This window comes from Polaromonas sp., from assembly GCF_036676035.1.
Classification (GTDB): domain Bacteria; phylum Pseudomonadota; class Gammaproteobacteria; order Burkholderiales; family Burkholderiaceae_C; genus Polaromonas.
On record NZ_JAKFDR010000113.1, the window covers coordinates 133,481 to 158,090 of the forward strand.

The 24,610-nt window shown below is 61.6% G+C and carries 24 protein-coding genes; 19 read left to right on the forward strand and 5 right to left on the reverse strand.

Annotation, left to right across the window (positions count from 1 at the left end; all coding sequences use genetic code 11):
* Positions 1 to 41: 41 nt before the first annotated feature.
* From V6M61_RS17270 to V6M61_RS17360, 19 genes are all read left to right on the forward strand, one after another.
* Positions 42 to 1,670, forward strand: coding sequence for a 3-(methylthio)propionyl-CoA ligase (locus V6M61_RS17270; RefSeq protein WP_332777821.1), 1,629 nt, complete (start codon positions 42 to 44; stop codon positions 1,668 to 1,670).
* 136 nt (positions 1,671 to 1,806) lie between these two features.
* Complete coding sequence (locus V6M61_RS17275) at positions 1,807 to 3,132, forward strand: branched-chain amino acid ABC transporter substrate-binding protein (RefSeq protein WP_332777822.1); 1,326 nt, start codon at positions 1,807 to 1,809, stop codon at positions 3,130 to 3,132.
* A 267-nt stretch (positions 3,133 to 3,399) separates the two neighbouring features.
* Positions 3,400 to 4,347 carry a branched-chain amino acid ABC transporter permease gene (locus V6M61_RS17280; RefSeq protein ID WP_332777823.1) on the forward strand — a complete coding sequence of 316 codons (948 nt, stop codon included), beginning with the start codon at positions 3,400 to 3,402 and terminating at the stop codon, positions 4,345 to 4,347.
* A 2-nt stretch (positions 4,348 to 4,349) separates the two neighbouring features.
* Positions 4,350 to 5,813: a branched-chain amino acid ABC transporter permease gene (locus tag V6M61_RS17285; RefSeq protein ID WP_442957800.1), complete on the forward strand. Its 1,464-nt coding sequence runs from the start codon at positions 4,350 to 4,352 to the stop codon at positions 5,811 to 5,813.
* A 107-nt stretch (positions 5,814 to 5,920) separates the two neighbouring features.
* On the forward strand, positions 5,921 to 6,697 hold the full coding sequence (locus tag V6M61_RS17290; protein ID WP_332777849.1) for an ABC transporter ATP-binding protein: 777 nt from the start codon (positions 5,921 to 5,923) through the stop codon (positions 6,695 to 6,697).
* Positions 6,698 to 6,784: 87 nt separating this feature from the next.
* The gene (locus V6M61_RS17295; RefSeq protein WP_332777824.1) at positions 6,785 to 7,480 is read left to right on the forward strand and encodes an ABC transporter ATP-binding protein; all 696 of its coding nucleotides are present in this window, start codon (positions 6,785 to 6,787) and stop codon (positions 7,478 to 7,480) included.
* A 216-nt stretch (positions 7,481 to 7,696) separates the two neighbouring features.
* The gene (locus V6M61_RS17300; protein ID WP_332777825.1) at positions 7,697 to 9,805 is read left to right on the forward strand and encodes a 3-hydroxyacyl-CoA dehydrogenase NAD-binding domain-containing protein; all 2,109 of its coding nucleotides are present in this window, start codon (positions 7,697 to 7,699) and stop codon (positions 9,803 to 9,805) included.
* Between the two features lie 18 nt (positions 9,806 to 9,823).
* Positions 9,824 to 10,999, forward strand: coding sequence for an acetyl-CoA C-acyltransferase (locus V6M61_RS17305; protein WP_332777826.1), 1,176 nt, complete (start codon positions 9,824 to 9,826; stop codon positions 10,997 to 10,999).
* A 96-nt stretch (positions 11,000 to 11,095) separates the two neighbouring features.
* The gene (locus tag V6M61_RS17310; RefSeq protein WP_332777827.1) at positions 11,096 to 11,665 is read left to right on the forward strand and encodes a hypothetical protein; all 570 of its coding nucleotides are present in this window, start codon (positions 11,096 to 11,098) and stop codon (positions 11,663 to 11,665) included.
* 113 nt (positions 11,666 to 11,778) lie between these two features.
* On the forward strand, positions 11,779 to 12,222 hold the full coding sequence (locus tag V6M61_RS17315; protein ID WP_332777828.1) for a PaaI family thioesterase: 444 nt from the start codon (positions 11,779 to 11,781) through the stop codon (positions 12,220 to 12,222).
* A gap of 27 nt (positions 12,223 to 12,249) precedes the next feature.
* Positions 12,250 to 14,139, forward strand: coding sequence for an acyl-CoA dehydrogenase (locus V6M61_RS17320; RefSeq protein ID WP_332777829.1), 1,890 nt, complete (start codon positions 12,250 to 12,252; stop codon positions 14,137 to 14,139).
* Positions 14,139 to 14,369, forward strand: a complete 231-nt coding sequence (locus V6M61_RS17325; protein WP_332777830.1) for a hypothetical protein — start codon at positions 14,139 to 14,141, stop codon at positions 14,367 to 14,369. The genes V6M61_RS17320 and V6M61_RS17325 overlap by 1 nt, the downstream gene beginning before the upstream one ends.
* 117 nt (positions 14,370 to 14,486) lie before the next feature.
* On the forward strand, positions 14,487 to 15,278 hold the full coding sequence (locus V6M61_RS17330) for an SDR family oxidoreductase (protein WP_332777831.1): 792 nt from the start codon (positions 14,487 to 14,489) through the stop codon (positions 15,276 to 15,278).
* Positions 15,275 to 15,742 (forward strand): PaaI family thioesterase, encoded by a 468-nt coding sequence (locus V6M61_RS17335; protein WP_332777832.1) that lies wholly within the window; start codon positions 15,275 to 15,277, stop codon positions 15,740 to 15,742. Before V6M61_RS17330 ends, V6M61_RS17335 begins: the two co-directional genes overlap by 4 nt.
* Positions 15,743 to 15,841: 99 nt before the next feature.
* Positions 15,842 to 16,858, forward strand: coding sequence for an NADP-dependent oxidoreductase (locus tag V6M61_RS17340; RefSeq protein WP_332777833.1), 1,017 nt, complete (start codon positions 15,842 to 15,844; stop codon positions 16,856 to 16,858).
* Positions 16,859 to 16,877: 19 nt separating this feature from the next.
* Positions 16,878 to 18,635 (forward strand): acyl-CoA dehydrogenase family protein, encoded by a 1,758-nt coding sequence (locus tag V6M61_RS17345; protein ID WP_332777834.1) that lies wholly within the window; start codon positions 16,878 to 16,880, stop codon positions 18,633 to 18,635.
* A 26-nt stretch (positions 18,636 to 18,661) separates the two neighbouring features.
* Positions 18,662 to 19,600: a glutathione S-transferase family protein gene (locus tag V6M61_RS17350; RefSeq protein WP_332777835.1), complete on the forward strand. Its 939-nt coding sequence runs from the start codon at positions 18,662 to 18,664 to the stop codon at positions 19,598 to 19,600.
* Entirely contained in the window at positions 19,597 to 20,049 is a 453-nt protein-coding gene (locus V6M61_RS17355; protein WP_332777836.1) for a GNAT family N-acetyltransferase, read from the forward strand. The genes V6M61_RS17350 and V6M61_RS17355 overlap by 4 nt, the downstream gene beginning before the upstream one ends.
* Before the next feature lie 15 nt (positions 20,050 to 20,064).
* Positions 20,065 to 20,970, forward strand: a complete 906-nt coding sequence (locus V6M61_RS17360) for an SDR family oxidoreductase (RefSeq protein WP_332777837.1) — start codon at positions 20,065 to 20,067, stop codon at positions 20,968 to 20,970.
* A 234-nt stretch (positions 20,971 to 21,204) separates the two neighbouring features.
* On the opposite strand, the gene V6M61_RS17365 is transcribed toward V6M61_RS17360, so the two are convergent.
* The 5 genes from V6M61_RS17365 to V6M61_RS17380 form a co-directional block, all read right to left on the reverse strand.
* Positions 21,205 to 21,561, reverse strand: coding sequence for a TfoX/Sxy family protein (locus V6M61_RS17365; protein ID WP_332777838.1), 357 nt, complete (start codon positions 21,559 to 21,561; stop codon positions 21,205 to 21,207).
* 2 nt (positions 21,562 to 21,563) lie between these two features.
* On the reverse strand, positions 21,564 to 22,052 hold the full coding sequence (locus tag V6M61_RS17370; RefSeq protein WP_332777839.1) for an anthrone oxygenase family protein: 489 nt from the start codon (positions 22,050 to 22,052) through the stop codon (positions 21,564 to 21,566).
* Between the two features lie 82 nt (positions 22,053 to 22,134).
* Positions 22,135 to 22,470, reverse strand: coding sequence for a hypothetical protein (locus V6M61_RS17375; RefSeq protein ID WP_332777840.1), 336 nt, complete (start codon positions 22,468 to 22,470; stop codon positions 22,135 to 22,137).
* Between the two features lie 215 nt (positions 22,471 to 22,685).
* A complete protein-coding gene (locus V6M61_RS21060; RefSeq protein ID WP_442957804.1) occupies positions 22,686 to 22,919 on the reverse strand; it encodes a hypothetical protein in 234 nt (77 codons plus the stop codon).
* Positions 22,920 to 22,924: 5 nt separating this feature from the next.
* Positions 22,925 to 24,610, reverse strand: a 1,686-nt coding sequence (locus V6M61_RS17380; RefSeq protein ID WP_442957801.1) for an ATP-binding protein, incomplete at its 5' end; no start/stop codon positions are given.

Consider the following 24,610-nt stretch of genomic DNA (forward strand, 5'->3'; position numbering starts at 1 on the left):
CGATCAAGGACCCGAAACAAATGCCTCATCAAGGAGTACCCATGCTGGGTTTGATGCAAAGCCAACCGCTGCTGATCTCGTCGCTGATCGAATTCGCCGAGCGCCACCATGGCGATGCCGAGATCGTCTCGCGCCGCGTGGAGGGCGACCTGCACCGCTACACCTATAAGGACGCGGCTGCCCGCGCCCGCCAGGTGGCCGGTGCGTTAGATGCCATGAAACTGCAGTTCAGCGACCGTGTTGCCACGCTGGCCTGGAACGGCTACCGGCATCTGGAGCTGTATTTCGGCGTCAGCGGCTCAGGCCGTGTGCTGCACACGCTCAATCCACGTCTGCACCCCGAGCAGATTGCCTGGATTGCGAACCACGCGGAAGACCAGGTGCTGTGCTTTGACATGAGTTTTTTGCCCATCGTCAAGGCGATCCACGGCAGTTGCACCACCATCAAGCAGTATGTCGCCTTGTGTGACGCCGACAAGCTGCCGGAGGGCAGCGGCATTCCGAACCTGGTGAGCTACGAGGCCTGGATCGCAGCGCAGTCCAGCGACTACGCCTGGCCGAGCTTTGACGAGAACTCGGCTTCGAGCATGTGCTACACCAGCGGCACCACGGGCAATCCCAAGGCCGCGCTGTACAGCCACCGCTCGACCATACTGCACGCCTACGCAGCGGCACTGCCCGATGTGATGTGCCTGAGCGCACGCGACTCGATTTTGCCGGTCGTGCCGATGTTCCACGTCAATGCCTGGGGCATTCCGTACTCGGCCGCGCTGACCGGCGCCAAGCTGGTGTTTCCCGGCCCGGGCCTGGACGGCAAATCCGTCTATGAATTGATCGAAGCGGAAAAGGTGACTTATGCCGCCGGCGTGCCCACCGTCTGGCAGATGATGCTGGGCCACATGAAGCCGGCCGGCCTGAAATTCTCAACGCTCAAGCGCACCGTCATCGGCGGCTCGGCCTGTCCGCCCGCGATGATCCATGCCTTCCAGGAAGACTACGGTGTCGAGGTGCTGCACGCCTGGGGCATGACGGAAATGTCGCCGCTGGGAACCTTGTGCACGCTGAAGAACAAGCACCTGTCGATGTCCAAGGAAGAGCAGATGAAGATACGCCTGAAGCAGGGCCGGGCCATCTATGGTGTGGACATGAAAATCGTTGGCGAAGACGGCAAGGAGATCGCCTGGGACGGCAAGGCCTACGGTGACCTGCATGTCAAAGGCCCATGGATCGTCGGTGAGTATTTCAAGGGCGAGGGCGGAAACCCCTTGGTTGACGGCTGGTTCCCCACCGGCGACGTGGCCACGATTGATCCCGACGGCTACATGCAAATTACCGACCGCAGCAAGGACGTGATCAAGTCCGGCGGCGAGTGGATCAGTTCCATCGACATCGAAAACATCGCCGTGGCGCATCCGGCCGTGGCCATGGCCGCCTGCATCGGTGTCAGGCATCCCAAATGGGACGAGAGGCCCATCATTGTTGTGGTGAAGAAGCCGGGCGCCGAGGTCACGCGTGCCGAACTGCTCAAGTTCTATGAGGGCAAGACGGCCAAATGGCAGATTCCCGATGATGCGGTGTTTGTCGATGCCATCCCGCTGGGCGCCACCGGCAAGATGCTCAAAACGCGGCTGCGGGAGATGCTGAAGGACTATGCGCTGCCTTCCGCCTGATTTTGGTGTGTTTCGGCCCGTGGAACTGATGTGTCACATGGGTGATAGAAAGGGCCTCGCTTAGGGGCAATCCCTGATCGCTGCACTGCACAAAACTTGTACTCTTATTTCGTTCTTGATTCCTAAGGAGACATACATGACATTTCCGATGAAACACCTCGCCATCGCCGCTATTTTTGCCTGCGCAGGCACCGCCTTCGCGCAGCAGGCCGCGCCCGCCAAGCCGGCTGCGCCTGCGGCGAAAACCGCGCCCGCGCCAGCCGCGCCTGCGATGGCCGCCGGCGTTCTCAAAGGGGAAACCGTCAAGATCGCCTTCATTGACCCGCTGTCGGGACCGTTCGCCAACGTCGGCCAGAATCAGCTCAAGAGCTGGCAGTTCGTGACTGAGCGCCTCAGCGGCGCGAAAAACCAGGCGGGCGTGAAATTCGAGGTGGTCGGCTTCGACAACAAGGGCTCACCGCAGGAAAGCCTGAACTCGCTCAAGGCAGCGATCGATCAGGGCTTTCGTTATGTCACACAAGGCAACGGCTCTGGCGCCGCATTGGCGATCTCCGACGCAGTCGCCAAGCACAACGAACGCAATCCCGGCAAGGAAGTCATTTACCTGAACTACGCTGCGGTCGATCCGGCGCTCACCAATGAAAAGTGCGACTACTGGCACTTCCGTCTGGACGCCGACACCAGCATGAAGATGGAGGCCTTGACCTCGTTCATGAAGGACCAGCCCAAAGTCAACAAGGTGTACCTGCTCAACCAGAACTACTCGCACGGCCAGCAGGTCGCCAAGTACTTCAAGGAAGGCATCGCGCGCAAGCGTCCCGACGTGAAGATCGTCGGTGAAGACCTGCACCCGATCGGCCAGGTCAAGGACTTCGCGCCCTACGTCGCCAAGATCAAGCAGTCGGGTGCCGACACCATCGTCACCGGCAACTGGGGCGCCGACCTGACGCTGTTCGTCAAGGCGCTGAACGACGCCGGCCTCAAGCTGCCGATGTACACCTACTACGCCCAGGTAACCGGCACGCCGACCGCGCTGGCCGCCGGCGGCGACAGCGAGGTTTACGTGATTGCCTACGGCCACGCCAACCACACCGGCGAACTCGGCGCCATGGCTGCTGACTTCAAGAAGAAATTCAACGACGATTACTACACCTTTGCCACGCTCAACGGCACCCTGCTGCTGGGGGAGGCCATGGCCAAGGCCAAGTCGAGCAACCCCGTGGCTGTGGCCAGAGCGCTGGAAGGCCTGAGCGTCAAGAGCTTTGCCGGTGACGTCACGCTGCGCGGCAGCGACCACCAGTTGCAGCAGTCCATGTTTGTGACCAAGTGGCAGAAGGCGGACAAGAAAAATCCGTACAGCGTGGAGAACACCGGCTACACCTTCGTGCAGGTCAAGCAGATGGACCCGTACGTGGCCAGCACGCCGACGAGCTGCCAGATGAAACGGCCCTCCGCCGGCTGAAACTGACAAGGAACAAGTCCGGGATAGCTATTCGCCGTCCCGGCTTTTTTCTATGCCGACGGGCTGCCCCACGCAAGTTCAGCCCCCTAGGGGGGCAGAGAGCTACATGCAGTGAGCGAACGTGAGAGCCGACAATTTTCCGCCGGGCCGCCCCAAGGAAAATTAGCCCCCTCGGGGGGCAGCGTAGTACGCGAAGCGACAAGCGTGGGGGCCTACTCCCGCTTGCGTTCCTGACGCAACGTCAATTCATACCAACGCAGGTACCGCATGGAGTTTTTTACCATTTCCCTGTTGAACGGGCTCAGCTACGGGCTGCTGCTGTTCATGCTGAGTTCCGGCCTCACGCTGATTTTCAGCATGATGGGCGTGCTCAATTTCGCGCATGCCAGCTTCTACATGCTGGGCGCCTATTTCGCCTTCAGCACCACCGAGTTGCTCGGTTTCTGGCCGGCGCTGCTTGTTGCTCCCTTGCTGGTGGGGGTGCTGGGCGCGGGCTTCGAGAAGTTCTGCCTGCGCCGTGTCCACAAGTTCGGCCATGTGCCCGAGCTGTTGATCACCTTTGGCCTGAGCTACATCATTGTTGAGCTGGTGCAACTGGTCTGGGGCCGCAGCTCGGTCGACTACCGGGTGCCGCCCGCACTGGATGGCCCGCTGTTCACGCTGTTCGGCACGCAGTTCCCGATGTACCGCGGCTTCATGATGCTGGTGGCCGTGTTCATGCTGATCGTGATCTGGCTGCTGCTCACGCGCACCCGCATCGGGCTGGTGATCCAGGCCGCGCTGACGCACCCGGAAACGGTGGAAGCGCTTGGCCACAACGTGCCACGGGTCTTCATGCTGGTGTTCGGCGGCGGCGCGGCACTGGCCGGCCTGGCCGGGGTGATTGGCGGCAACGCCTTTGTGACCGAACCGGGCATGGCGGCCACCGTGGGCTCGGTCATTTTCGTGGTGGTGGTGGTCGGGGGCATGGGCTCACTGCCGGGCGCCTTTGTCGCTTCATTGCTGATTGGCGTGATCCAGACCTTCGCGGTGGGGATTGACAGCTCGCTGCTCGGCGCTGCCTCGGCGGCCGGTGTGGCCATCACGCCGCAGACCTTTGGCTACGCGCTGTGGAAACTCAAAATCAGCCAGATCGCACCGATCATGCCCTACCTGTTCCTGGTGCTGATCCTGATCTTCCGGCCCAAGGGCCTCATGGGCACGAGGGAGGGATGAGCATGAGCGTTACGCAGAACCACTTCCAGCAAGCTCGCGGCCCCTTGGGAGGCAATGCCGCCGCCATGGCGGCAAACGTGGGGGCCGCAGAACGCAGCGCCGGGCCGCCCCAAGCAAGTTCAGTCCCCTCGGGGGGCAGCGCATTACACGAAGTGAAAAGCGTGGGGGCACTAGTGAAAAGCAACTACTACCAATTCAAACCTTTCAATCTCGGTCGCTGGATCGTCTGGGGTCTGTTTGCACTGCTGCTGCTCGCGGCGCCCCTGCTGTTCACCAGCAGCCTGAGCCACACCATGCTGTCGCAAATGGGCGTCGCGATCATCGTCTGCCTGAGCTACAACATGTTGCTGGGGCAGGGCGGCATGCTCAGCTTCGGCCACGCGGTTTATTCGGGCTTGGGCTCCTTCCTCGCCATTCACGCGCTCAACCTGATCGTCAAGGGCCACTGGCCCATCCCGGTCAGCCTGGTGCCTATCGTGGGCGGCTTGGCCGCGGCGCTGTTTGCGGTCTTGCTGGGTTACGTGACCACCAAGAAAGCGTCGACGACCTTCGCGATGATCACCTTGGGCATCGGCGAACTGGTGGCGGCCATGTCGCTGATGTTTCCGGAATTTTTTGGCGGTGAAGGCGGCATCAGCAGCAACCGGGTGGCCGGCAGCGCGCCGCTGGGGGTTACCTTTGGCCCGCAGATCCAGCTGTATTACCTGATCGCGTTCTACACCTTTGTGTGCACGGGGCTGATGTTCGCGTTCACGCGCACACCCTTGGGCCGCATGCTCAACGCGGTCCGCGACAACCCCGAGCGGGTGGCGTTCGTCGGCTACGACACGCAGAGAGTGCGCTACATCGCCTTCATCATCGCGGGCTTCTTTGCCGGCATTTCCGGCGGGCTCGCAGCGCTCAACTTCGAGATCGTGACGTCCGAAGTGGTCGGGGCAGCGCGCTCCGGGGCCTACCTGCTGTTTGTTTTCCTCGGTGGCGCCACTTTCTTCTTCGGCCCCATCATCGGCGCCATCCTGATGGTGCTGGCTTTTGTGCTGTTGTCCGAATTCACCCAGGCCTGGCTGCTGTACCTGGGTTTGATCTTCCTGTTCATGGTGATGTATGCCCCCGGCGGGATTGCCAGCCTGATCATGATGAACCTGCGGGTGGCCACCTTTGGCAAGCTCAGGCAGCTCTGGGTCAGCTACCTGGCGCTGGCCGTCACGGCGCTGATCGTGCTCATAGGCGCAGCGGCCATGATCGAGATGATTTACCACTTGCAACTCAATGCGGCGCTCGGCAACGAACTGCGCTTCATGGGCGCCACGCTCAATGCCAAGGGCTTGAACAGCTGGTTCGGCGCCGGCTTGGTAATGCTGACCGGGCTGGGCCTGTTCGAGGTATCGCGCCGCCAGTTCGTGAAGGAATGGGGCGAGATCCAGGAATTCATCGAGAAAGAAATCAAGCGGAGGGAAGCGCTATGAGCGCAGTACAAAACCACACAAGCGTGGGGGCTGGCGAACGCAGCGAAGGGCCGCCCCGAGCAAGTTCAGCCCCCTCGGGGGGCAGCGCAGCACACGAAGTGGCAAGCGTGGGGGCTAGTTACGCACTTGAGCTGAAAGACTTGCGCAAGAGCTTTGGCAAGACCGAAATCATCCGTGGAGTGCACCTGGCCGTGAATGCCGGCGAGCGGATCGGCATCATCGGTCCCAACGGCGCCGGTAAATCGACCTTGTTCAATCTCATCAGCGGGCGTTTTGAGCCCAGCAGCGGGGAGGTGCTGCTCAATGGGCATCGCATCGACGGCAAAAAGCCGTTCGAGATCAATCGCCTGGGCCTGTCACGCAGCTTCCAGATCACCAACATCTTCCCCAAGCTCAGCGTGTTCGAAAACCTGCGCTGCGGTGTGCTCTGGAGTCTGGGCTACAAGTACAGCTTTTGGAAGTTCCTGGCCGACCTGGACGACGCCAACGACCGGGCCGAGGAATTGATGCAAATGATCAAGCTCGACAAGAAGCGTGATGTGCTGGCGATCAACCTGACCTACGCCGAGCAGCGCGCGTTGGAAATCGGCATCACCATCGCTGGCGGCGCTGGCGTCATTTTGCTGGACGAGCCCACTGCCGGCATGAGCAGGTCGGAGACCAAGCGTTTTATCAACCTGATCAAGGAAGTCACCGTGGGCAAGACCCTGCTGACCGTGGAGCATGACATGGGCGTGGTGTTCGGCCTGGCTGACAAGATTGCGGTGGTGGTGTACGGCGAGGTCATCGCCTTCGATGTGCCTGACGCGGTGCGCGCCAACCAGCGCGTGCAGGAGGCTTACCTCGGATCTTCAGTGGCCGACCAGCAGGCAGGGGGTCATTGATATGAGCCCCCACGTTTGCGGCTACGCCGCTTCACTGCCCCCCGAGAGGGGCCTAGGCTGCCTAGGCGCGGCCCGTCGGAGCCTTACATGTTGAAAATCGAAAACCTCCACGCCTTCTACGGCAAGAGCCATGTGCTGCATGGCGTGCACTTCGAGGTGAACCCCGGCGAAATCGTCGCCCTGCTGGGGCGCAACGGCTCGGGCCGCTCGACCACGGCCAAGGCCATCATGGGCATGGTGGACTGCCAGGGTTCGCTGCACTGGAAGGGCCAGGAGATCATGGGCAAAAAAGCCTATGAAATTGCCCATATGGGGCTGGGCTACGTGCCCGAGAACCGCGACATCTTCCCCAAGCTCACGGTGCACCAGAACCTGCTGCTCGGCCAAAAAGGCTCGGGCAAAGGCAGCCGCTGGTCGTTCGACGACATGTACCAGATGTTCCCGCGCCTGAAAGAGCGCCAGCACACCGAAGCCGGCGTGCTTTCGGGCGGCGAGCAGCAAATGCTCACGCTGTGCCGTACGCTGATGGGTGACCCGGACCTGATCATCATCGACGAGCCGACCGAAGGGCTGGCGCCAAAAATTGTCGAGCTGGTCGGGCAGTACCTTCAAACACTGAAGGCCAAGGGCATCTCGGTGCTGCTGATTGAACAAAAGCTGACCATTGCCATGGCGATTTCCGACCGGGCCCTGGTCATGGGGCATGGCAGCATTGTGTTTCAAGGCACGCCGGACAGCCTGCGTGCCGACGCCTACACCCGCAAGGAGTGGCTGGAGGTGTAGGTAGCTGCAACCCCGGATGCAACCCCGGACTTGGTCCGGGGCCGGTTGGCAGTGGGGCGCTTGTCACGGCAGAGACAAACTGGGCTTGCACAGTAGTCCAAGCCCTCTACAATGAGAAAACGAACGGTCGTACTATTTTGCTTTGACTTGTTTCAGCAGCCTGCAACGGGCTGTGCCGACCAACGGAAAACGTAACTCAAGGAAAGAGAAATCCACATGACAGCGCAATACCAAGTCCACGGCACCGTCGCGGTAATCACCCTGGAGAACCCACCCGTCAATGGTCTGGGCCATGCCACGCGTCTGGGCATCACCGACGGCCTGCAAAAAGCCAATGCCGATGCGGCGGTCAAATCCATTGTCATCACCGGCGCCGGCAAGGCGTTTTCCGGCGGCGCGGACATCAAGGAATTTGGCACCCCCAAAGCCCTGTTCGAGCCCAATTTGCTGAGCGTCATCCAGACCGTCGAAAACTCTGCCAAGCCGGTGGTGGCGGCCATTCACTCGGTCTGCATGGGCGGTGGCCTGGAATTGGCACTGGGCTGCCACTACCGCATTGCGGCCCCGGGCTGCAGCGTGGCGCTGCCTGAAGTCAAGCTGGGCCTGTTGCCCGGCGCCGGCGGCACCCAACGCCTGCCGCGCGCACTGGGCGTGGAACCCGCGCTGAACATGATCGTGAGCGGTGAGCCCGTCAAGAGTGAGCTGCTGGCCCAGTTGCCCGGACAAAAGCTGTTTGACAAAATGGCCGCCGCGCCCGAGTCGCTGGCCGAAGAAGCCCTGGTCTTTGCCCGCTCGGTGGCCGACGCCCGCCCGCTGCCCCTGGTGCGCGACCTGAAGGCCAAGCACCCCAATGGGGATGCCTACTTCCAGTTCGCGCGCAACATGGTCAAGGGCATGTCGAAAAACTTCCCGGCCCCACTCAAATGCGTGGACGCGGTGGAAGCCGCCACCAAGAAGAAGTTTGAAGACGGCATGCTGTTTGAGCGCGAGCTCTTCATCAACCTGATGTGGACCACTGAAAGCCGCGCACTGCGCCACATTTTCATGGCCGAGCGTGCCGCCTCCAAAATTCCGGATGTGCCGGAAGACACCCCCAAACGCGAGATCAAGTCGATTGCCGTGATTGGCGCCGGCACCATGGGCGGCGGCATCGCCATGAACTTCCTCAATGCGGGCATTCCGGTCAAGATGCTGGAAATGAAGCAGGAAGCGTTGGACCGCGGCATTGCCACCATCCGCAAAAACTACGAGGCGCAGGTCAAAAAGGGCAAACTCAAGCAGGACAAGTACGAGCAGCGCATGAGCCTTTTGACGACCACGCTGAGCTACGACGACCTCAAGGACGCCGACATGGTGATCGAGGCCGTGTTTGAAGAGATGGGCGTCAAGGAAAAAGTCTTCAAGGAACTCGACCGCGTGATGAAGCCCGGTGCCATTTTGGCGTCCAACACCTCCACGCTGGACATGAACCAGATCGCCAGCTTCACCCGCCGCCCGCAAGACGTGATCGGCACCCACTTTTTCAGCCCGGCCAACGTGATGAAGCTGCTCGAAGTGGTGCGCGCCGAGAAAACCGCCAAGGATGTGCTGGCGACCGTCATGGCGCTGGGCAAGAAGATCAAGAAGACTTCCGTTGTCTCGGGCGTGTGCGACGGCTTTATCGGCAACCGCATGATCGAACAGTACAGCCGCCAGGCCGGCTTTTTGCTGGAAGAGGGCGCAACGCCGGCCCAGGTCGACAAGGCGGTTGAGAAGTTCGGCTTTGCCATGGGCCCGTTCCGCATGGGCGACCTGGCCGGCAACGACATTGGCTGGGCCATCCGCAAGCGCCGCTACCAGGAAAAGCCGAACATGAAATACAGCAAGACCGCCGACCTGCTGTGTGAAATGGGCCGCTACGGCCAGAAGACCGGCGCCGGCTGGTACGACTATGTGCCCGGCAAGCGCGATGCGATTCCTTCGCAGCTGGTGGAGGGCATGATCGAGAAACACCGTGTCGACTTGGGGCTCACGCCGCGCAAGATTTCCGACGAAGAAATCGTTCAGCGCCTGGTTTACTCGCTGGTCAATGAAGCCGCCCACATCCTGGAAGAAGGCATTGCCTCCAAGGCCAGCGATATCGACATGGTTTACCTGACCGGTTATGGCTTCCCGATCCACCGCGGCGGCCCCATGCTGTATGCCGACCAGATGGGTCTGTTCAACGTGGTGCAGAGCATGAACCGCTTTGCGCAGAACCCGCTGGACGATGCCAGGTTCTGGCAACCCGCACCGCTGCTGGCCAAGCTGGCCGCCGAAGGCAAGACATTCAACCAATCCACGTAACAGATTCCGGAGCCGAACATGACATCAGCTGTAATCGTTTCTACCGCCCGTACGCCCCTGGCCAAAAGCTGGAAGGGCTCTTTCAACATGACGCACGGCGCCACCCTGGGCGGCCACGCCGTGCAGCACGCGATCCAGCGCGCCGGCATTGAAGCCGCCGAGGTCGATGACGTGATCATGGGCTGCGCCACGCCCGAAGGCGCGACGGGCGCCAACATTGCGCGCCAGATTGCGCTGCGCGCCGGCTGCCCGATCACCACCTCCGGCGTCACGGTCAACCGCTTTTGCTCATCGGGCCTGCAAGCCATTGCCCTGGGAGCCCAGCGCGTGATCGCCGGCGAAGCCGACATCTACGTCGCCGGCGGCGTGGAGAGCATTTCCTGCGTTCAGCAGGAGATGAACACCCACATGATGCGTGAAGACTGGCTGGCCAAAAACAAGCCCGAGATTTACTGGAACATGCTGCAGACCGCCGAGCAGGTTGCCAAGCGCTACAGCATTTCCCGTGACCGCATGGACGAATACGGCGCTCTCAGCCAGCAAAAAGCCACTGCGGCACTCGCCGCCGGCCTGTTCGAGGCCGAGATTGCGCCAATTACCGTGACGGCCGGCGTGGCCGACCCCGTGATGGGCCTGACCACCAAGCAGGTCACCGTCAGCAAGGACGAGGGTATTCGCGAAGGCACGACCAAGGAAGGCATCAGCGGCATCAAACCGGCCATTCCCGGCGGCGTGATTGCCGCAGGCAACGCCAGCCAGTTCTCGGACGGCGGTGGCGCTTGTGTGGTCATGGACGAAAAAGTGGCCGAGAAAAAAGGCTTGAAACCGCTGGGCCGTTTTCTCGGGTTTGCCGTCGCGGGCTGCGAGCCTGACGAAATGGGCATTGGCCCGGTGTTCGCCATTCCCAAAGTGCTGGCGCGTCTGGGCCTGAAGGTCAGCGACATTGACCTGTGGGAACTCAACGAAGCGTTTGCCGTGCAGGTGCTGTACTGCGCCGACAAACTGGGCATTCCCATGGACAAACTCAACGTCAATGGCGGTGCCATCGCCGTGGGCCACCCCTACGGCGTGACGGGCCAGCGCCTGACGGGCCACGCCCTGATCGAAGGCAAGCGCCGCGGCGCCAAGCGCGTTTGCGTGACCATGTGCATTGGCGGCGGCATGGGCGCGGCCGGCATTTTCGAAGTCCTTTAAGTAACGATGCTCATGCGTTCTGCGGGACGGTGGCTGACTATGTGCATCGCTGCGGCTGCCATGCCGGTGGCGCACGCGGACCCGTTAGAAGAAAGCATGAGTGCCTGTCGTTGGGGCCTTTATGACTCCAACATCACTGAATTTCGCAAATCGCGAGCCCGGTTACCCACCGGCATTGAGGTTAAGGCTGAGTGCAAGAAAAATGGCCCAACTTATCTTGTCAGGACTGAAAAGAAAACCTTGGTCATTCAGGATGGCTGGATAGAAGGTGACAACTCGACGGCACACTTTTTCGCGAAAGAGCAGCCGTCGTCAAGGTATTGGATATTCAGTTACCAAGGATACGAATGGAGTGGCCTCATGTTCATCAATAGAAGAACAGGGGCAATGACCGATACCCCGGGCAATAGCTGCGAAGCCCCCGTCTTCAATTCCTCTGGCAATCGGGCAGTCCTTCGTTGTTACCCTGAGTACGGAAGTGGCGAAAGCGAGCTGTATTACATCAATCTTGGGAGCAAACTGGCTTTATCGAGATTGCACCGCTATCCGCCTGGAGGGGGCCTAACGGTGAGCTGGCAGCGTGAAGGAGAGGTAACTATTCAATTCGCCACGCAGACGGGGAAAATTGCAGTTCGGAAATACCGCATTCCTAAATTGATGAACTAGCAAGGGAACAAAAATGGCACTCCGAGACACCTTGGCGTTTCTGCGCTACCAGTGGGTTGAGTGCAGTTTTCGTTTTTTAAATCCTCTAGGCTCCCTTTACTCTTGGCAATGCTATGAATGAAGCCCTGCTCCTTCAGAAAGGGCAGGCGTTTCTTGCCCTGCAGCCTTTCAGCATGCTGATTGGTGCCGAGCTGCATGCGCTGTCTCCGGGGCGTTGCGAGCTGCATGTTCCGGTGGCCGAAAAAATCCTTCAGCAAAACGGGTTCGTGCACGGCGGAGTGGTCAGCTATGCGGCCGACAACGCGCTCACCTACGCAGGTGGCACGGTGCTCGATTGGGCGGTGGTTACCTCGGAATTCAAGATCAATTACGTCAGGCCGGCCATTGGCGAGAGGCTGATTGCGCGTGCCCAGGCCGTGTATGCTGGCAAATCGCAAGCGGTTTGCCGCTGCGACGTGTTTGTGCTGGTGAACGGCGAAGAAAAGCTCTGCGCCGTGGCCCAGGGCACGGTTGCAAGGCTTCCCACGAATGTGCCTGCCCAAGACACCCCGAAATAATGCCAGTGCTGGAGATCGCATCACACCATGAGCCTCAGGCCTACCCTTGATTTTTTGCTGTACCAGTGGCTGGGCGCCGAGTCGCTGAACCAGCGCGCGCGTTTTGCCGACCATTCACGCGAGACCTTTGACGCGGTGCTCGACACCTGCGAGCGCATCGCCCGCGAAAAGTACGCCCCGTTCAACCGCACGGTAGACACGCAGGAGCCGCATTTCGACGGCGAGAAAGTCATCCTGCCCCAGGCCACGCATGAGGCGCACAAGGCGTTTGCCGAGTCCGGCATGCTCAGCGCCGCACAGGACTATGCCATGGGCGGCATGCAGCTGCCCTACACGGTAGAGGCCGCGGCCAATGCCTTTTTTGCCATGGCCTCGGTCAGCATCGGTTCGGGCATGCTGACGACCGGCAATGCCAACTTGCTGATGGTGCACGGCACCGACGCCCAGAAGGACGTGTTCGCAAAAAACGAATTTTCGGGGCGCTTTTCGGGCACCATGTGCCTGTCGGAGCCGCAGGCCGGCTCGTCGCTCAGCGACGTCATGACCCGGGCCGTGCCGGACGGCGCTGATTTCGAAGCCGACCCGCTGGGCCCGCGTTACCGCCTCAAAGGCAACAAGATGTGGATTTCGGCGGGCGAGCATGAGCTGACCGAAAACATCATCCACCTGGTGCTGGCCAAGATTCCCGGGCCCGACGGCAAACTGATCCCGGGCACGCGGGGCATTTCGCTGTTCATCGTGCCGAAATGGCTGGTCAACCTGGAAAGCCCTCACCCCGGCCCTCTCCCAGGGGGAGAGGGAGGAGACGGCAGCGCGACCGTGAAGGTCACGCTGGGCCCCAGGAATGACGTGGCGCTGGCGGGCTTGAACCACAAGCTCGGCTGGCGCGGCACCACCAACACGCTGCTCAATTTCGGCGAAGGCAAATACCCGGTGAATGGCAAGGCGGGCGCCGTGGGTTATCTGGTGGGCAAGCCGCATGAAGGCCTGCGCTGCATGTTCCACATGATGAACGAGGCGCGCATTGGCGTGGGCACGGCGGCCACCATGCTGGGCATGGCCGGTTATTACGCCTCGCTGGATTACGCCAAAAACCGTCCGCAGGGCCGCCCGCTCGGCCCCGATGGCAAAGACCCGGCGCAGCCGCCCATCCGCATCATTGAGCACGCCGACATCAAACGCATGCTGCTGGCGCAAAAATCTTACTGCGAAGGTGCGCTGGCACTCGAACTCTATTGCGCGCGGCTGGTCGACGAGCAGCGCACCGGCGACGCAAAGGCGGCCGACGACGCACGCCTGCTGCTGGAGGTGCTGACGCCGATTGCCAAGAGCTGGCCCAGCGAATGGTGCCTGGAGGCCAACTCGCTGGCGATCCAGATCCATGGCGGCTACGGCTATACGCGCGATTTCCCGGTCGAGCAGTACTGGCGCGACAACCGCCTGAACATGATTCATGAAGGCACGCACGGCATCCAGGCCATGGACCTGCTGGGCCGCAAGGTTCTGATGGAAGAGGGCAAGGGGCTGCGGCTGCTGGCACAGCGCATCAGCGCGACGATTGAGCGTGCCATCCAGCTGCCCGAACTCGCTGCGCACGCCAGCGCGCTGGACAAGGTCTTGCACCACGTGGGCGCGGCCACCAAGGCCGCCTGGGCCACCGGCAACCCGACCGATGCGCTGGCCAATGCCGTGCCCTACATGCAGGGTTTTGGCCATACCGTCCTGGCCTGGATCTGGCTGGATGTGGCCTGCGCCGCCCTGAAAGAAGACGCTACAAAATCAATAGCTGCCACCGCAGGTAAACTGGGGGCCATGCAGTATTTTTATCATTACGAATTGCCCAAGATCAATGCCTGGCTCAAGGTGGTTGAAACCCGCGACCTGACTTGCGCCAGCTTGCCTGAAGAGGCGTTTTAATGGCTTTTTTCAAACCATCATCCGGCACCGTCTCCAACAAATTCGTGGCGCGCCTGCAGGCCCTCATCTGGGTCCTGATTTATGGCGGCTTGCTGACGCTCATCCTGGGCCTGTCGGTGCAGCGCACCGATGAAGCTCTGGGCTGGCCCCTGGTGGTGGGCGGCGCTCTGGTCGCTGCGCTTGGATTTGTCCTGATCTATGTACGCTCAAGAATGAAGGTCGAGCCATGATCCAAGCACCCATATCACGCCGGAGACACTCAGGTTTAAAGTCGCCGTTGCAAAATCAGGGCTTGAATGCGCTGATGAAGCGCCAGTGCATGGATCATCAAATTTAAGGAAACCCTCATGACTCGCACCATTTCGCAACTGTTCGACCTCAAAGGGAAAACCGCACTCGTGACCGGTGGCTCGCGCGGCCTGGGCCTGCAGCTGGCGCAGGCCCTGGGTGAAGCCGGCGCCAAAATCATGCTGAGCTCGCGCAAGGCCGAAGACCTGCAGGAATCCGTGGCCGAGCTGAAAGCGGCAGGCATTGATGCCGACTGGATTGCCGCCGACTGCTCCAAGGAAGCGGATATTCGTGCGCTGGCCGACGAAGCCATCAAGCGGCTGGGCCATGTCGATATCCTGGTGAACAACGCCGGCGCGGCCTGGGGCGCCCCGGCCGAAGACCACCCGGTGGAAGCCTGGGACAAGGTGATGAACCTCAACATCCGCGGCTACTTCATCCTCTCGCAGCACATCGCCAAACACAGCATGATTCCGCGCCAGTCCGGCCGCATCATCAACATTGCCTCCATCGCCGGCCTCGGCGGCAACCCGCCCGAGATGACCACGGTGGCCTACAACACCTCCAAGGGCGCCGTCGTCAACTTCACCCGCGCGCTGGGCTGCGAATGGGGCAAGTACAACATCACCGTCAACGCCATCTGCCCCGGCTTCTTCCCGAGCAAGATGACGCAGGGCACGCTCAAGACCCTTGGCGAAGAAAAACTCGCCGCCCACGCCCCGCTGCGCCGTCTGGGCGATGACGAGGACCTCAAAGGCCTGTGCGTGCTGTACGCATCTGACGCGGGCAAGCACATCACCGGCCAGTGGCTGGCAGTGGACGGTGGTGTATCTGTGGTCACCGGCGGATGAGCTGGGAGCCCGTGATGAACTTCGGCGCCGAGATTCCCTTCGTCACCCACCTTGGCTTTGAACTGGAACTGTTTGAAGGCGGGGCGTCTGCCATTGGCTACACGCCCCAGCCCGAGCACCTCAACTCCTTTGCCGTGACGCACGGCGGTGCCTGCATGACGCTGCTCGATGTGACCATGGCGGTGGCCGCGCGCAGTGTGCAAAAAGACATGGGGGTGGTCACCATCGAGATGAAAACCAGCTTTATGCAGCCCGCACCGGGCAATGGCGGCAAGCTCACCGGCAAGGGCCGGCTCATGCACCGCACGGCCACGCTGGCCTTTACCGAAGCCACGCTGTATGACGCCCAGGGACGTGCCTGCGCGCACTCGACCGGCACCTTCAAATACGTCAAGCGGCTTCCCACCGGGGTGAAAAGCGCCAATGCCCTGAACGCGCCCTTGAACCCGATTTCGACCGACTGAGCGCATCTTTCAAGTCATTTGAGGCTCTGGCCCTTGTTGAATGTGCGCCGACAGCTATCAAATCAATAGCGGATTTCCGCTGATCATCAGGAGAGCCACATGCCCCGCAACCAACAAATCATTCTGGATAACCGCCCCCAGGGCGAAGCCACGGCCAGCAATTTCAAGCTGCTCAGCAGCGACACCCCGGCGCTGGCCGAGGGCCAGGTGCTGGTGCGCCACCACTACCTGAGCCTGGACCCCTACATGCGCGGCCGCATGAACGACGCCAAGAGTTATGCGGCGCCGCAGCCGCTGGGCCAGGTGATGCAGGGCGGCACGGCCGGCGAAGTGGTGGAAAGCCGCTCGCCCAAGTTCCAGGTCGGTGACAAGGTGGTGGGCATGGGCGGCTGGCAGGAATACAGCGTGGTCAATGTCGAGCCGCCCGGCGCCTTGCGCAAGGTCGACACCACGCACGTGCCGCTGAGCCACTACCTCGGCGCGGTCGGCATGCCGGGCGTCACGGCCTGGTATGGCCTGGTCAAAATCATCGAACCCCATCCCGGCCAGACCCTGGTGGTCAGCGCGGCCACCGGCGCAGTCGGCAGCGCGTTTGGCGTGCTGGCCAAGGTGCGCGGCTGCCGCGCAGTCGGCATTGCCGGCGGGCCGGACAAATGCAAGTACGCGGTCGAAGAGCTGGGCTTTGACGCCTGCATCGACTACAAGCAGCACAAGGACGCAGCGTCGCTGTCCAAGGCACTCAAGGAAGCCTGCCCCGACGGCATCGACGGTTACTTCGAGAACGTGGGCGGCATGGTGCTGGACGCGGTGCTGCCGTGCATGAACGATTTTGGCCACATCGCGCTGTGCGGCATGATTGCCGGCTACGACGGTCAGCCGTTGCCGCTGGCCTACCCGGCGCTGATCCTGACCAACCGCCTCAAGGTACAAGGCTTCATCGTCAGCGAACACATGGAAGTCTGGCCGCAGGCGCTGCAGGAACTGGGCACCCTGGTCGCCACCGGCAAGCTGCGGCCGCGTGAATCGGTGGCGCAGGGCATTGCCGCCGCACCGGAAGCCTTTCTCGGCCTGCTGAAAGGCAAGAACTTCGGCAAGCAACTGGTTAAACTGGTCTGAGCCATAGCAGGAGGCCGCCATGGACCTTACCCATGAAGTCTTCAACCAGCCCGCGCCGCTGGCCGGCTACAACCTGTTCGAAACCAACCGGCCGCTGCGCGATGCGCTGAAGTTCAACGCGCCCCAGCTCGACACGGCCGAACTCGTCGCGCTAGGTACTGTGCTCGGCAGCGCGGACATGCAAACCCACGCGCGGCTGGCCAATGTGCACACGCCGCAGTTGCACAGCCACGACCGCTTTGGCCGGCGTGTGGATCAAGTGGAGTTTCATCCCAGTTATCACGTGCTCATGAAGCTTGCGATCGAGGCCGGCCTGCACGGCACGCCTTGGGGAAGCCCTCACCCTAACCCTCTCCCAAGGGGAGAGGGAACAGATCATCCTCTCCCAAGCGGAGAGGGGACTGCCGCAGGCGAAATATCTTTACTCCCTCTCCCGCTGGGAGAGGGCAGGGGTGAGGGCTCTTCCCCGCATACGCTGCGCGCGGCAGGCTTCATGCTGTTCACCGAGCTCGAACCGTCGACGCTTTGCCCGATCTCCATGACCTATGCCGTCACGCCCGCGCTGCGCAGCAACGCTGCCATCTACGCCGACTGGGGCCCCAAGCTCATGAGCCGCGCCTACGACCCGGCACTGAAACTCTGGCGCGACAAACCGGGCCTGACCATGGGCATGGGCATGACCGAGAAGCAGGGCGGCTCCGATGTGCGGGCCAACACCACCCAAGCCGTGGCGGACGGCAGCGACGCCTGGGGCCAGCGCTACCGCCTCACGGGCCACAAATGGTTTGTCTCGGCGCCCATGTGCGACGCCTTCCTGGTGCTCGCGCAGACGCCGGCGGGCCTGACCTGCTTCTTCCTGCCGCGCGTTTTGCCCGACGGCAGCCTGAACGCCATCCGCATCCAGCGCCTCAAGGACAAGCTCGGCAACAAGGCCAATGCCAGCTCCGAAGTCGAGTTCCATCAGGCGACGGCTTGGCTGGTCGGCGACGAGGGCCGCGGCGTTTCGCAAATCCTGGAGATGGGCACGATGACGCGCCTGGACTGCGCTCTGGGCACCAGCGGCCTGATGCGCCAGGCGCTCGCCATTGCGCTGAACCACACCTCGCAGCGCCAGGCCTTCGGCAAGCGCCTGATAGCGCAGCCGCTGATGCGCAATGTGCTGGCCGACCTGGCGCTGGAGTCCGAAGCGGCGACTGCGCTGGCGATACGCCTGGCCCGTGCCTTCGACAAAACCGGCGATGCGCAGGAAGCCGTGATGGCGCGGCTGCTCACGCCCATCGCCAAGTTCTGGATCTGCAAGCGCGGCAGCCATTTCGCGCAAGAGGCCATGGAATGCCTGGGCGGCAACGGCTATGTGGAAGAGGGCGGCGAGGGCATCATGGCCCGCATCTACCGTGAGATGCCGGTCAACTCGATCTGGGAGGGCGCGGGCAACATCATGGCGCTGGACCTGCTGCGTGCCTTGCGCACGGCCGATGTGGTTGCGGCGCTGGCTCAGGAGCTGTCGCCTGCCAAGGGTGCACATCCCGCACTGGACCGGCTGGCCGCCGCGCTGCCGGCCCGTGTCGAAGACATGGCCACCGAAGTCGAAGCCCGCCGCCTGGCGCAGGACGTGGCGCTGGCCGTGCAGGCCGCCTTGCTGCACCAGAGCGCACCGGCGGCCGTGTTCAGCGCCTTTTGCGATTCGCGCCTGGCCGGAAACTGGGGCCAGGCCTTCGGCACGCTGGGCGCAGGCACCGATTTCGACAGCATCATTGCCAGGGCTATGCCCCATTAAAAAGAAAGAGACAGAAAGAAACACCTATGGCTGACCTGATTCTTCACCACTACCCAACCTCGCCGTTTGCCGAGAAAATCCGCCTGATCCTGGGCTACAAAAACCTGAGCTGGAAGTCGGTCATCATCCCGATGATCATGCCCAAACCCGATATGGTGGCGCTGACGGGCGGCTACCGCAAAACACCGGTGCTGCAGATCGGCGCCGACATTTACTGCGACACGGCGCTGATTTGCGACGTGCTGGAGCACCTCCAGCCCACGCCCTCGCTGTACCCCGCCCCCGGCAAAGGCCTGGAGCGCACGCTGGCGCACTGGGCCGACACCACGCTGTTCTGGACCGCCATGGCTTTCAACCTGCAGCCCAAGGGCGTGGCCCAGATGTTCGGCGACCTGCCGCCCGAGGCGGCGAGGGCGTTTGGCGAAGACCGCAAAGCCATGGGCGCCGGCATGGTGCGGCTGCGTCCGGCCGATGCGGCGGCCGCCTACCGGTCTTACCTGCGCCGCCTGTCCGACATGCTGCACGGCCGGCCGTTTTTGCTGGGCGATGCACCCACCGTCGCCGACTTTGCGGCCTACCACCCGCTGTGGTTCACGCGGGTGCGCACCTCGGTGCTGGCCGACATCCTGGACAACGTGCCCGACGTGCTCAACTGGATGGACAGCATGGCTGCCATCGGGCATGGCAGCATGGAGCAATTCAATTCCACCGACGCCATTGCGATCGCCGCGGCCTCCACCCCCGCCGACCTGCATGACGATATCTTCCAGGACGAGCACGGCATCCCGCTGGGCAGTCGCGTCAGCATCAGCGGCGAAAGCTTTGGCCCCGAACCGTCGGAAGGCGAGCTGATTGCCGCCACCCGCATGCACTACACGCTGCGCCGCACCGACCCGCGCGCCGGCACGGTGCATGTGCACTTTCCGCGTATTGGCTATTGCCTGAAGGCAGCAGCGCAAGCATGAGCGACATCACGTGGCGGTTTGTTCCCTTTGATGCGCTGACAACCCGGGAGCTTTACGGCGTGCTGCAGCTTCGTAGCGAGGTGTTTGTAATCGAGCAGGCCTGCATCTTTCAGGACATGGATGGCACCGATGCACAAGCCATGCATTTGCTGGGCACGGTAGCGGGCCGGCTGGTGGCCTACGCCCGCTGCTTTGCGGCCGGCGTGAAATATGCAGAGGCCAGCATAGGCCGCGTGGTCACCCATGCCAGCGTGCGAGGCACAGGAGCGGGCCATCTCTTGATACGCGAAGCCATCCAGCGCACCGCGGGGCATTGGGGCTCGCAGCCCATCAGGATTGGTGCGCAGGCCCGGCTCGAAAGCTTTTACCAGCAGCATGGATTCACCGATATGGGCAAGCCCTATGTCGAAGACGGCATTGACCACATCGAAATGCTGCGCCCCGCTTAATTTTTGGAGACATGGATGATCACGAATTTCAAAGGCAAGACAGCCGTTCTGACCGGCGCAGGTTCCGGCTTCGGCCTCGAATGCGCCCGCATCGGCGCCAGGCTGGGCATGAACCTGGTGCTGGTCGATGTGCAGCAGGACGCGCTGGACCAGGCCAGCGCGGAAATCCAGGCCACCGGCGTGCCGGTGCTGTCATTCAAGCTCGATGTGTCCAACGCGGCGCAGATGGAGGCCATGGGCCAGGCTGTATTCGAGCGCTTTGGTGCGCCGCATTTTGTCTTCAACAACGCCGGCGTCGGCTCCGGCGGCCTGATCTGGGAAAACACCGTCAAGGACTGGGAGTGGGTGCTGGGCGTCAATGTGATGGGGGTGGTGCACGGCGTGCGCATCTTCACGCCCATGATGCTGGTGGCTGCCGCCAAAGACCCCGCCTGGCAGGGCCACATCGTCAACACCGCCAGCATGGCCGGCCTGGTAAACCCGCCCAACATGGGGGTTTACAACGTCAGCAAGCACGCCGTGGTCTCCTTGAGCGAAACCCTGTACCAGGACCTGGCGCTGGTGACCAACCAGATTGGCGCCTCGGTGCTGTGCCCGTTTTTTGTCGCCACCGGCATCGGCCAGAGCCACCGCAACCGCCCGGCCGAACTGGCCACCTGCAAACCCACCAAAAGCCAGCTCATCCAGCAGGCCATGACCGGCAAGGCCGTGGGTTCCGGCAAGGTCACGGCCGCCGATGTGGCGCAGCTGGTGTTTGACGCCATCGCCAGCAACCAGTTCTACATCTACAGCCACCCCAAGGCCATCCACTCGGTGCAGACCCGGCTCGAAGACGTGCTGCAGGCCCGCAACCCGACCGACCCGTTTGCCGACAAGCCGGAAATTGGGCAGCAGCTCAAGCAGGCTTTGCGCGCGGCTTGAGGTGTTTGGCGCGCAGTTGCAGGTCGGTTTTTACTCAGCAGTCCGTAGTGAAGGCGACGCCGCCCATGCTGTCATTCTGAGCAACGCGAAGAATCTTGCCAGCATACCGAGATCCTTCGCTGCGCTCAGGATGACAAGGTATGTCGCACTACTTTCGGGCTGCTGAGTCATAGGAAAGCGGCCTGTAGCCAGTGCAGAATATGCGCAGGCAGCTATCAATTTAATAGCTAATTTTCAGACTGATTTTTTACCCGGCTTCTTGAGCTTGCGCGCCACTTCAATCGACTCCATTGCCAGGGCCACCAGCGTTGACGGGTCTTCGAGCAGCTCCCCGGGCACCTGGAAGTACTTTTTAACCTCGACCCGGCCTTTTTTGGTGTTGTAGCCAAAGCAGGGGCTGCCCATCTTCTCGTACCGGGCGCGCGTGCTGGCATCCACCACGAAGTAAAGCGAATTGCCCATGAGCATGGCGAACTGGGTCGAGTCGGCGCTCAGGCCCATGCCGCCAAAGAAGCGGCCGCAAGCCAGGTTCTTGATGGGCGCCAACTGTTCCATCACGAAGTCGACGTAAGCGGGGCTGCTGCTGGTCATGCTCAGTGGCGCAGCGCGATGGTGAGGAATGCCGCTGCCACCAGCGACGCGGCGGTCCGGGCGTGGTTCCAGGCCGTCCAGCTACTCACGTAGCCGGCCCACAGGCTGGCACTGTCGGGGCTGGCCGGCACAACCCGGGCCAGTGCTTCGTTTCTGGGCACGTTGAAGACAATCGTCACCAGCAGGCAGCCGACGAGGTAAAGCAAGCTGCCAGTGAACAGGTAAATGGCACCCGCCTCGTGCCAGCGCAGCAGCGAAGCGATCAAAGCCAGGACGCACAACACGGCCGTCCCCATGAAAGCCGCCATGAACCACGGATTCAGCACGGCGACGTTGATGGACTGCATGGCGGCCATGCCCTCGCCAGCGGGAAGGCGAGAGAGGGCCTTCATCACAAAGGCCGAAAAGGCAAAGAAAATCCCGGCCACCAGCCCGCAGCCGAGTGCGGCGACAAACGTCAGGGTGAAGAGCCATTGGTCAAGAGTTATCACAAAGCCTCCTGCAAACTACCGCGAGCATTGAAAATAAGCCGATGCCGGAGGCGGTCGACTCTTGACTGATGGGTTAACCGTATTACTTGATACGTTGGAAGAATGCAAGTTTGGCTGAGCCTTCTTCAATCTTCTCCAAGTAGGAGAGGCAAGCCGGGGCGAATGGACCGGCACCCCATTTGGCGCACAATTCAGCCGCCCGAGACTGGCTGGTAGCAAAAACAACATCGACATAGGTGTCGTCCATCCCCTTTAGCAACGTATGACCCAAAAACCCTTCTTCGGTTGAGTAGAGGCCTTCGACCATTTTGTCTACGGCCGCGAATAACTCGGATTCAGAAACACCGTGCTTGAGTTTGAACGTCGAAAACTCCATGCCGCCAAAGGCAGGGATGTCTGAAAGTGATTTGAGTTTCATGATTTCTTCTTGATTGGTAAGAGTTCGCTGAGACTACCATCCCCTACTGACACCGTCATGTCAGGGGTGATCTCGGTTTCGGTGCAAATCGTAGCGCTTTGAACATAGGGCAAACCCTCGGAGATCAGTCTGAGGTACTCACAAGAATTCGAAGCCGCGTGCCAGAAATCAAAGGGATCGTCCTTTCGTGCATTGGTACGCTTTTGCTGAACGCGTCACTCCCGAGCCGGCGCCGCGAAAGCAGCGCCCATCTGCCTCGCTCGCTTGACCTCATCGCCGTGCAAGTAAATTGACGCCGTCGAAATCGAGGCATGTCGCAGGTTGTCCCGCACGGTCGTCAGTCTCAGGTCCACCATCATGGCGGCGTAGGCCTGGATCGCCAACAGCTCCAGTGCCTGCGCCGCGCTGTGCACCATGTCGGCGTCAAAGCTCCCCTTGTCGAGCATCATGCCGATCAGCTGCGCGGTCTGGGAGGCGTGTGGCCTGCCGTGATGGTGCCTGTGCTTGCCACGACAGACTTGATGGGTTGCCATTCGGGCAGCTCAAAAAAGAAGGTCGTCCCGGCGCCGACCTCGGAACTCAAGCCCATGCGGCCGCCCATGCGTTCAATGATGGCTTGTGAAATGCTCAGACCCAGGCCGGTGTCCCCTTTTTTTGGCGTATCCGACGAGTCGGCCTGCAAGAACTTCTGGAAGATGCGCTCGCGAAACTCCTGCGGGATGCCCGAACCATGGTCATTGACCTCGACGCGCACCCGTCCATCGGCTCGCAGTAGCCTGACCTGAACGGGTGTCTGCAGCGGTGAAAACTTCACGGCATTGGACAGCAGGTTGGTAATGACCTGCGTGAGGCGGTCACTGTCGACGTTGACCACCACCGCGTCAGCCGGCGCATCGAGTGCCAGCTTGACGTTGTGCAGGCCTGCAAAGCCTTCATTGGCCGCCAGGGCCTGCGCCAGCAGGGGCTGCAGTTCCACCGGCTGCAACTCAAAACGCATCTTGCCGGACTCGATTTTTTCAATGTCAAGAATGTCGTTGATGAGCCTGATGAGGCGTTCGCAGTTAATGCTGGCAATACCGGCAAGATTCTTGGCCACGGCCGGGAGTTCTCCGGCAACGCCGCCGGTAAGCAGGCTCAGCGAGCCGCGGATGGAGGTGAGCGGCGTGCGCAGCTCGTGGCTGACGGTCGAGAAAAACTCGCTCTTCATGCGGTCAATGCGCTTGAACTCCGTCACGTCGTTGCCTAGCGAGAAAAAGCCAACCACCTTGCCTTCATCCTTGTCTTCGCCGTAGCACGGAAAGTACTTCATGACGTAGTCGCGCAGCTGCCCATTCGCATTTTTCTGCACGCGGTCATACTGCACCGCGTAACCCGACAAGGCTTCTTCGACCTTGCTGCGCACCTTTTCGTAAAGCTCATCGCCCATCATCTCGCGCAGGGTCCGGCCGTGGATCTGCTCGTACTTCAGGCCAAAGTCCTCTTCGTAGGCCAGGTTGTGAAACTGAAAGCGCTGTTCCGAGTCGATGTAGGCAATCAAGGCCGGCACGGTGTTCGTGATCTTGCGCAACTGCGATTCGCTGGCATGCAAGGCCTTGGTGCGATCCTGCACGGCCTCTTCCAGGCTGTTCATCTGCAACGCCGCTTGCCGCGCCAGTTCCCATTTGACGGTCAGCGTCCTGGCCAGCTGGCCGATCTCGATTATGTCGAACGGCTTCTTGAGAATCAGCAGGCGGTCCCGCACGTCCAGCCGCGCCAGCACTTCCTCCCAGGAGTAGTCGGAGTAGGCCGTGCAGATCACGATCTGCACCAGCGGGTCGATGCGCCAGAGCCGCTCTACCGTTTCCACACCGTCCCAGCCCGGGGGCATGCGCATGTCCACGAAGGCCATGGCATAAGGATGGCCGGCCTGAACGGCGGCCTCGACCTTGGCCACCCCGTCGAGCCCCTGGTAGGCCGAGTCCAGTTCGAAGCCGTAGCAGGCGGGCGAGGAAGGCGGCGCGACCTGGCCAAACACGGCTGCCTCAGCGTCGTCCAGTTCGCTCGAAGCCGGCGTGGCCGTGAGAATCTTGTGAAAGGCCTCATGGATAGAGGGCATGTCGTCAATCAGCAAAATACGCTGGTTCTGAAGCGGGTTCATGGC